The sequence below is a fragment of the Sporichthya brevicatena genome (genome assembly GCF_039525035.1).
GTDB classification, from domain to species: domain Bacteria; phylum Actinomycetota; class Actinomycetes; order Sporichthyales; family Sporichthyaceae; genus Sporichthya; species Sporichthya brevicatena.
Genome location: NZ_BAAAHE010000004.1, coordinates 25002 through 32389 on the forward strand (window position 1 = coordinate 25002; position 7388 = coordinate 32389).

Here is a 7388-nt window from a genome sequence, read left to right on the forward strand (position 1 = left end):
GTGCGGTACCGCGACTGCCCGACGACGGAGTGCTCGACCCGCGTGGCCGCGCCGCCCGAGGCGGTCTGGGAGCTGGTCACCGACATCACGCTGCCGGCCCGCTTCTCGCCCGAGCTGAAGGCCGCCGAGTGGCTGGACGGCGCCACCGGCGTCGCGGTCGGCAACCGCTTCCGGGGCCACAACTGCAACGACGTGATGGGCGACTGGAGCACGACCTGCCTGGTCAGCGAGGTGGAGGAAGGCCGACGCTGGGTCTGGCAGGTCGTCTACGAGGACGGCGAGGTGAGTTCGTCCTGGGGGTTCGAGGTCGAGCCGGGCCGGGACGCGACGACCGTCCGCCAGTGGGGCCGCATGGGCCCGGGGCCGTCGGGCCTGACGCCCGCGATCCTCGCGATGCCCGACAAGGAGGGCCGCATCATTGCCCGCCGCCTGGCGGAGTGGCGCGCCGGCATGACCGCCAACCTGGACGGCCTCGCCCAGCTTCTCGGGCCGAAGTAGGCGCGCGACCATAGAATCGCGTCATGGCTCCCCGCGGCGAGACCCGGCAGAAGATGCTGGTCGCCACCATCGAGGTGATGCGCGAACGCGGCGCGGCGGGCGTCACCGTCGACGAGGTCCTCGCGCGCAGCGGGGCCCCGCGCGGATCGGTCTACCACCACTTCCCGGCGGGCCGGACCCAGATGATCGACGAGGCGCTCACCTACGCCGGCGAGACCTTCACCGGGATGCTGGAGCGCGCCGCGCAGAAGGGCACCGACGCGGTGCTGACCCGGCTGGTCACCTTCTGGACCCGCGTCCTGGAGGACTCCGACTTCCGCGCCGGCTGCCCGGTCGTCCCGACGGCCGGGGACGCCGGCCCCGACGGCGAGGCCCTGACCGCGAAGGCCGCCGGGATCCTCACCGCCTGGTGCCGAACCATCGCCGCGGCGTTCGAGTCTGACGGCTGGTCAGCGGCCGACGCCGACGCCCTCGGGGTGACCGTGATGTCCGGGATGACCGGTGCGATCGGGCTCTGCCGCGCCCAGCGGTCGATCGACCCGCTCTTCGCCGTGAGCGAGCAGCTGCGCGCCCTGATCCTCGCCCGGACCCTGCTCGCGCGAGCCTGACGCCGCGTCGGTCGCGCCACCCACGACAATGGGCAGGTGAGCGAGCAGAGCAGCCAGGCCGGGGCGTCACGGCGTCAGATCGCCGTCGTCGGGCCCGAGGAGGCGGACGAGCGGGAGCTCCAGCTCGCCCGCGGCGTCGGCCGGCTCCTCGCGGTGGGCGGCGCGGTCGTCGTCACCGGCGGCCTCGGCGGCGTCATGCACGGGGCCTGCGAGGGCGCGCACCTCGGCGAGGGCCTGACGCTCGGTCTGCTGCCCGGCACCGACCGGCGGACGGCGAACCCGTTCGTGGACGTCGCCGTGGCCACCGGGCTCGGCCAGGGCCGCAACCTGCTCGTCGTCCAGACCGCCGACGCCGTCGTCGCGATCGGCCGCAGCCCGGGGACGCTGAGCGAGATCGCGCTCGCCGTGCGCCTGGGCAAGCCCGTGGTGCTGCTCGCGAGCTACTCACCCGAGGATCTGCTCCCCGGCTGCGTTCCCGCCGGCTCGCCCAAGGAGGCGGCGGACCAGGCCCTGCGCCTGGCCGCGGTCGGCGTCTGACCCCGGCGTCTGACCCTCGGCGTCTGCCCCCCGGGTGACCCCGGTCACCGCCGGGCACCGATGAATTCAGATGCGGTTGTCGGTCCCAGTCAGCACCATGGTCGAGGCGCCCGATCGGTGCCGTCCGGAACGACAGGAGCACCCCGTGTCAGCCATCGACGTCGCCACGAACGACGCCCCGCCCCAGGCCGGGCGCAAGGAGTGGGTCGGCCTGGCCGTGCTTGCCCTGGCGTGCCTGCTCTACGTCATGGACCTCACCGTCCTGCACCTCGCGGTGCCGGAGATCTCCGAGGACCTGCACCCCACGAGCACCGAGCTGCTCTGGATCATCGACGTCTACGGCTTCATGGTCGCGGGCGCACTGGTCGTCATGGGCACGCTCGGTGACCGGATCGGTCGCCGCAAGCTGCTGATGATCGGCGCGGTCTGCTTCGGCCTGACCTCGATCCTGGCCGCGTTCTCGAACAGCGCCGAGATGCTCATCGTCAGCCGGGCGCTGCTCGGCCTGTCCGGCGCGACGATCGCCCCGTCGACGCTGTCGCTGATCTTCCACATGTTCCCCGACCCCAAGCAGCGCGGGATCGCGATCGCGTGGTGGATCGCGGCGTTCTCCGCGGGTTCGGTCGTCGGACCCGTCGTCGGCGGCGCGATGCTCGAGCTGTTCTGGTGGGGCTCGGTCTTCCTGCTCGCCCTGCCGGTCATGGCCGCGTTGCTGATCCTCGGCCCGCGCGTCCTGCCCGAGTACAAGGACCCGAACGCCGGACGTCTGGACGTGCTCAGCGCGGCCATGTCCGTCGTCGCCGTCCTCGGCATCGTTTACGGCATCAAGGAGATCGCGGCGCACGGGTACTCCGACACCGCGAACGCCTCGATCACGGTCGGCCTGCTCGTCGGCGTGGCCTGGGCCTACCGGCAGCAGCGGCTCGAGAACCCGATGATCGACGTCAGCCTGTTCACCGTGCGCTCGTTCAACAGCGCGCTGACGGTGAACTTCTTCGCGATCTTCATGATGGTCGGGTACTTCATCTTCGTCTTCCAGTACCTGCAGCTCGTGCTCGGGCTATCGCCGCTGGAGGCCGGGCTCTGGGGTCTGCCCGGGGCGGCCGGCTTCGTCGTGACCTCGCAGATGACGCCGCGTCTGGCGCACCGCTTCACCCCGCCGCAGCTCGTCGGCACGGGTCTCGCGGTCGCGGCGCTCGGTCTCTACGTCCTCATCGGCGTGAGCGCCGACAACGGCGACCGGGGCCTGACGATCGCGGTGCTCGGATCGGTGATCATCTCGCTCGGCATGGGGCCGGTCTTCGGCCTGACGACGGAGCTGATCGTCGGCTCCGCGCCGCCGGAGAAGGCGGGTGCGGCCTCGGGGATCTCCGAGACCGCCGCCGAGCTCGGCGGTGCGCTGGGTATCGCGATCTTCGGCAGCGTCGGCGTGACGATGTACCGCAACGGTCTGGACGAGCTGCCGGCCGGCGTTCCGCCGGAGGCGGCGGCCGACGCCCGCGACACCCTCGGTGGTGCCGTGGCCGCGGCGGCGGACCTGCCCGCGAACCTCGCCTACGCGCTGCTCGACATCGCCGAGCACGCGTTCGTCGACGGCATGCGGCTCTCGACGGCGATCGCGGCGGTGCTCGCCACCTTCGTCGCCGGCTTCGCGTTCGTCGGCCTCAAGCCCGCGGCCCAGGCCGCCGTCGAGCACGGCCACCTCGTGCCACCGAGCGAGCCCGGGGAGAGCGGGGAGTCTCGGGAGACTGAGCCCGTGAGCCCCGCTCCGGCGGTTGCCGAGGGTGACCTGTCCCAGACCAAAGTGAACGTTTAGAAGCCCCTTACACATCTGTGATTACGTGTCCGCCATGACGATCTTCTCCGCGTTCGGCCCGGCAGTTGTGACGGGCGCACTGGTGGCCGGCGTGGTCGCAGTTCCCGCGGCGGCGGACCCGGCGACCGGCGCCGCCGCGGCCGCGGGCCCGACGGTCACGCGCGTCTGCACGTTCGAGGCGCCGAAGAAGACGACCCTGCGGATCAAGGTCAAGCTCAAGCTGCGCGAGCGCGGCAGCGACGACGTCCGCCGCATCCGCGTCCGCGCCACGGACAACCGGCGCGTCGACGTCCAGCGCATCGTGATCAGCGTCGAGAACGAGCCCCGCAGCTCCGGGGGTGGGATGATCGGCTCGGCGTCGGCCGTGAGCCGCAACTCCTCGCCCGCGACATGGCGGCTCAACCCGCGCAGCAACGGCGCGGACGTCGAGCGCGTCGTCGCCCAGGTGACGTTCCGGATCAAGAACGGCCCGCGCGTCGTCGCGAGCTGCGCCGTCCGGCCGTAGGCGACTTCGTCCGCCGCTCCAACGAAGGCGGTTCGATCCCTCCTTTCGGAGGATCTTGAGTTCCGCTGAGCCACGGCGGTCGATTAGCGTGGCGCTGCGCCCGCCGGCGATCAGCAGCATGTGGTCGGGAGGTGGGCGTGGGCGCAGCGGCGACGGCGGTGATCCGCCAGGCGGTACGGCAACGCCTCGGCCTGCTGCAGGAGCTCACCGGTCTCCCGGTGGTGTTCGGCGGCGCGGTGGAGGACGACGGCACCGGTAAGCGCGCCGTCGTCATCAGCCAGGTCTCGGGTCTGCGCACGCCCGCGCTCGAGGGTCTCGTCGTGCACCCGGGCACGGGACTCGGGGGCAAGGCCGTCGCCGGCGGTCGGGCCGTTGTCGTGGACGACTACACCGGCTCGCGCCTGATCACCCACGAGTACGACCGCGCGGTGCAGCACGAGGGGCTCGTCTCGGCCCTCGCGGCGCCCGTGCGGCACTCCGACGAGGTCGTGGCCGTGCTCTACGCGGCGTCCCGCTCCCGGCCGCTGGGGGAGACGGCGATCCGCGCCGCGGAACACGTCGCCCGCACCGTCGAGCGGGACCTCGAGCACATGCTCCCCGCCGCCGATCGGAACGGCGTGCCCAACGGCGTCGTCGCCGAGCTGCGCGCGGTGGCCGAGGCCCTCGGCCCGAGCCCCCTGCGCCCCCGTCTGGAGCGCGCCGTGCTCGCTCTGACCCAGGACGACCCCGAACCGGTCGCGGCCAACGGCCCGAGCCCGTTGACGACCCGTCAGGCGCAGATCCTCCGGCTTGTCGGGGACGGCCTGACCAACCGTGAGATCGCCGAGCGCACCGGTCTCGCCGACGCGACGGTGAAGACCTACGTCCACGACGCGATGCGCCGCCTCGAGGCCCACACCCGGACCCGGGCCGTCTTCATCGCCCGGAGCCGCGGGCTGCTCTGACCGGCCCGCCGGCTCAGACCAGCGACTTCCCGAAGCAGGTCGAGCCGGGGTCGTGGCGGTAGACGCCGAACTTCTCGATGACCGTGTAGCCGCTGGTCTCGTAGAGCCGAATGGCCTCGGGCTGACGGTGGCCGGTCTCCAGGCGGATCCGGGTGATGCCGACCTGGCGGGCGGAGTCCTCCAGCGCGGCGAGCAGGACCCGGGAGAGCCCGCGGCCGCGGAAGCCGGACGCGACGTACATGCGCTTGAGCTCGGCGAGGCCGGGCTCGACGATGCGCCAGCCGCCGCAGGCGATCGGTTCGCCGCCGAGGCGGCCGACGAGGAAGAGCCCGCGGGGTGGGGCGAACTCCGCGGGCTCCACGGGGGTCGCGTCCCGGCCGCCGTAGCGCGCCACGTACACCTGCTGGACGGCCTCGATGAGGCCGACGGCCACGGGGTCGTCGTACGGGGTCGGCGTGAGGACCAGGGTGGTCGGCTCAGCCATCGTCATGGGGCGATTCTCCCAGGTGGGGCAAGGGAAATTCGGGTCAGGCGGCGCCGAGTCCGGCGGCGGCCTCGTCGATCTTGCGCGCGAGCGCCAGGTCCAGCTCGGTGACCCCGCCCGCGGAGTGCGTGGAGATCGTGAAGTGGACGGTCCGCCAGCGGATGTCCATGTCCGGGTGGTGGTCCATCTCCTCGGCGGCGACGGCGACCGCGTCGACGAGGCGGATCGCGGTCGGGAAGTCCGGGGCGGCGTACGAGCGGCGGATCTCGGCGGTGTCGCCGGTCCAGCCGTTCAGGTCGGCCAGCCCGGCCGTGACGTCGTCCTCGCTCAGCAGTGCGACCATGAACCGACCCTAACCCCGGCCGGAACGGGAGGCGTGGTGCCGCAGATCGTCGTCGGCGCGGCGATCGTGCGCCGCGGGATGCTGCTCGGTGCACGCCGCAGCGCCCCGGCCACGCTCGCCGGTGGCTGGGAGCTCCCGGGCGGCAAGGTCGAGCCGGGGGAGAGCGAGCTCGCGGCCCTGGTGCGGGAGTGCCGGGAGGAGCTCGGCATCGAGATCACGCCGGGCGCCCGGGTCCCCGGCGAGTGGCCGCTGGGGCCGAGTCTGGTGCTCCGCGTCTACCTCGCGGAGATCGTCACCGGGGAGCCGGCCCCGTTGGAGGACCACGACGAGCTGCGCTGGCTCGGCGCCGCGGACCTGTTCGCGGTGCCGTGGCTGCCGGCGGACGTGCCTGCGGTCACCGCGGTCTCGGCCCTTGCGAATCTGGCGTGAACGGGTAGAACAAGGCGCCATGAGGACTCCGCGCCGCGTCGCCGCCCTGGTGCTGGCGGCCGGGACTGCGCTCGCGCTCCTCCCGCCTCCGCCGGCGGATGCCTGGTCCCCGCAGTGCGCCCCGAACGCGGCCGGCTACGAGCGCGCGGGCGCCGCCGCCGTCGGGCTGGACGAGGCGGCCCTGCGCGCCGCCGTCGACTACTGGGTGAACGAGGGAGCCGAGAGCCTCAAGGTCTTCCGCCACGGCTGCCTGGTTGCCGAGGGAACGCTGGACCCGGCGATCGAGCGGATCCCGCGACAGAACTGGAGCCAGACCAAGACGATCTCGGCGCTCGTCGCCGGCGTCGCGGTGCGCCGCGGCGTCATCGACGTCGACGACCCGATCGGCAAGCACCTGCCGCCGGGGGTCGGTGACGACGAGCACCGGGCGATCACCGTGCGGCACATCCTGACGATGACGACCGGCCTGGAACTGCGGCCGATGTTCGCGATGGCGCTGAACGCGGACCTGATCGGGCCTCAGGACGCCATGAAGATCCGGATGCGTCACCGCCCGGGGGAGTACTTCGAGTACGACCAGAACGCGGCCTCGCTGTTGAACTGGGTCGTCGAGTCCGCGCTGCGGCGGTCCGGCGTGGCCCCGAACCTCCTCGCCTTCGCCCGGGACGAATTCTTCACCCCGCTCGGCATCCCCGCCGACGCCTACGTGTGGCAGACCGACCGCTCCGGCACCCCGATGACGCACGCGAACCTGCACCTGCGCCCGCTGGAGTTCGGCCGGATCGGCGACCTGATGCGACGTCAGGGGCTCGTCGGGGACCGGCGGATGATCGACGCCGATTACCTGGAGCTGCTCCGCACCGGCACGAGCGCGAACTGCGGCTACGGGTTCATGACCTGGCTCAACGGGTGCACGGGGGACCAGCGTCAGGTCAACGCCTCGATCATCACCCGGCGCGAGATCCGTCCGGCCCGGCCGTGGATCGCGACCGCGCCGGCGGACATGTACTACACCTGGGGCGCCCACGGGCAGCACGTGTTCGTCATCCCGAGCCTCGACCTCGTGGTCACCCGCGCCGGCGAGCGCTCCCCGGACAACAGCTCCGACACCGAGAAGCTCGACGAGAACCTGATCTGGAACGGCAGTCAGAAAGCCGGCTACGAGGAGTTCTTCCGTCGCCTGATGGTCGCGGTCCGCGCGCCTTGAAAACAGCAACGTCCGAA

General features: G+C 72.4%; 10 protein-coding genes. 8 read left to right on the top strand and 2 right to left on the bottom strand.

Going from position 1 to position 7388, the window contains the following annotated elements:
* From ABD401_RS01430 to ABD401_RS01455, 6 genes are all read left to right on the top strand, one after another.
* A complete protein-coding gene (locus tag ABD401_RS01430; RefSeq protein ID WP_344600808.1) occupies positions 1 to 498 on the top strand; it encodes an SRPBCC family protein in 498 nt (165 codons plus the stop codon).
* Between the two features lie 23 nt (positions 499 to 521).
* Positions 522 to 1106: a TetR/AcrR family transcriptional regulator gene (locus ABD401_RS01435; RefSeq protein ID WP_344600810.1), complete on the top strand. Its 585-nt coding sequence runs from the start codon at positions 522 to 524 to the stop codon at positions 1104 to 1106.
* A 36-nt stretch (positions 1107 to 1142) separates the two neighbouring features.
* Positions 1143 to 1643, top strand: coding sequence for a TIGR00725 family protein (locus ABD401_RS01440; protein ID WP_344600812.1), 501 nt, complete (start codon positions 1143 to 1145; stop codon positions 1641 to 1643).
* Positions 1644 to 1788: 145 nt separating this feature from the next.
* Positions 1789 to 3459: an MFS transporter gene (locus tag ABD401_RS01445; RefSeq protein WP_344600813.1), complete on the top strand. Its 1671-nt coding sequence runs from the start codon at positions 1789 to 1791 to the stop codon at positions 3457 to 3459.
* 34 nt (positions 3460 to 3493) lie between these two features.
* On the top strand, positions 3494 to 3964 hold the full coding sequence (locus ABD401_RS01450) for a hypothetical protein (protein WP_344600814.1): 471 nt from the start codon (positions 3494 to 3496) through the stop codon (positions 3962 to 3964).
* A gap of 137 nt (positions 3965 to 4101) precedes the next feature.
* Positions 4102 to 4908: a LuxR C-terminal-related transcriptional regulator gene (locus tag ABD401_RS01455; protein ID WP_344600816.1), complete on the top strand. Its 807-nt coding sequence runs from the start codon at positions 4102 to 4104 to the stop codon at positions 4906 to 4908.
* Between the two features lie 13 nt (positions 4909 to 4921).
* Here ABD401_RS01455 and ABD401_RS01460 read toward each other — a convergent pair whose 3' ends face one another.
* Entirely contained in the window at positions 4922 to 5398 is a 477-nt protein-coding gene (locus tag ABD401_RS01460) for a GNAT family N-acetyltransferase (RefSeq protein WP_344600818.1), read from the bottom strand.
* Positions 5399 to 5435: 37 nt separating this feature from the next.
* On the bottom strand, positions 5436 to 5735 hold the full coding sequence (locus ABD401_RS01465) for a 4a-hydroxytetrahydrobiopterin dehydratase (protein ID WP_344600820.1): 300 nt from the start codon (positions 5733 to 5735) through the stop codon (positions 5436 to 5438).
* A 33-nt stretch (positions 5736 to 5768) separates the two neighbouring features.
* Between ABD401_RS01465 and ABD401_RS01470 the strand changes: the two genes are divergently transcribed.
* Positions 5769 to 6164 carry a (deoxy)nucleoside triphosphate pyrophosphohydrolase gene (locus ABD401_RS01470; protein ID WP_344600822.1) on the top strand — a complete coding sequence of 132 codons (396 nt, stop codon included), beginning with the start codon at positions 5769 to 5771 and terminating at the stop codon, positions 6162 to 6164.
* Between the two features lie 19 nt (positions 6165 to 6183).
* The gene (locus tag ABD401_RS01475; RefSeq protein ID WP_344600824.1) at positions 6184 to 7371 is read left to right on the top strand and encodes a serine hydrolase domain-containing protein; all 1188 of its coding nucleotides are present in this window, start codon (positions 6184 to 6186) and stop codon (positions 7369 to 7371) included.
* The last annotated feature ends 17 nt before the right edge of the window (positions 7372 to 7388 follow it).

Coding starts and splice junctions, on each gene's coding strand:
- ABD401_RS01435 (WP_344600810.1), top strand. CDS start 522: ATGGCTCCCCGCGGCGAGACCCGGCAGAAGATGCTGGTCGCCACCATC.
- ABD401_RS01450 (WP_344600814.1), top strand. CDS start 3,494: ATGACGATCTTCTCCGCGTTCGGCCCGGCAGTTGTGACGGGCGCACTG.
- ABD401_RS01460 (WP_344600818.1), bottom strand. CDS start 5,398: ATGACGATGGCTGAGCCGACCACCCTGGTCCTCACGCCGACCCCGTAC.
- ABD401_RS01465 (WP_344600820.1), bottom strand. CDS start 5,735: ATGGTCGCACTGCTGAGCGAGGACGACGTCACGGCCGGGCTGGCCGAC.
- ABD401_RS01475 (WP_344600824.1), top strand. CDS start 6,184: ATGAGGACTCCGCGCCGCGTCGCCGCCCTGGTGCTGGCGGCCGGGACT.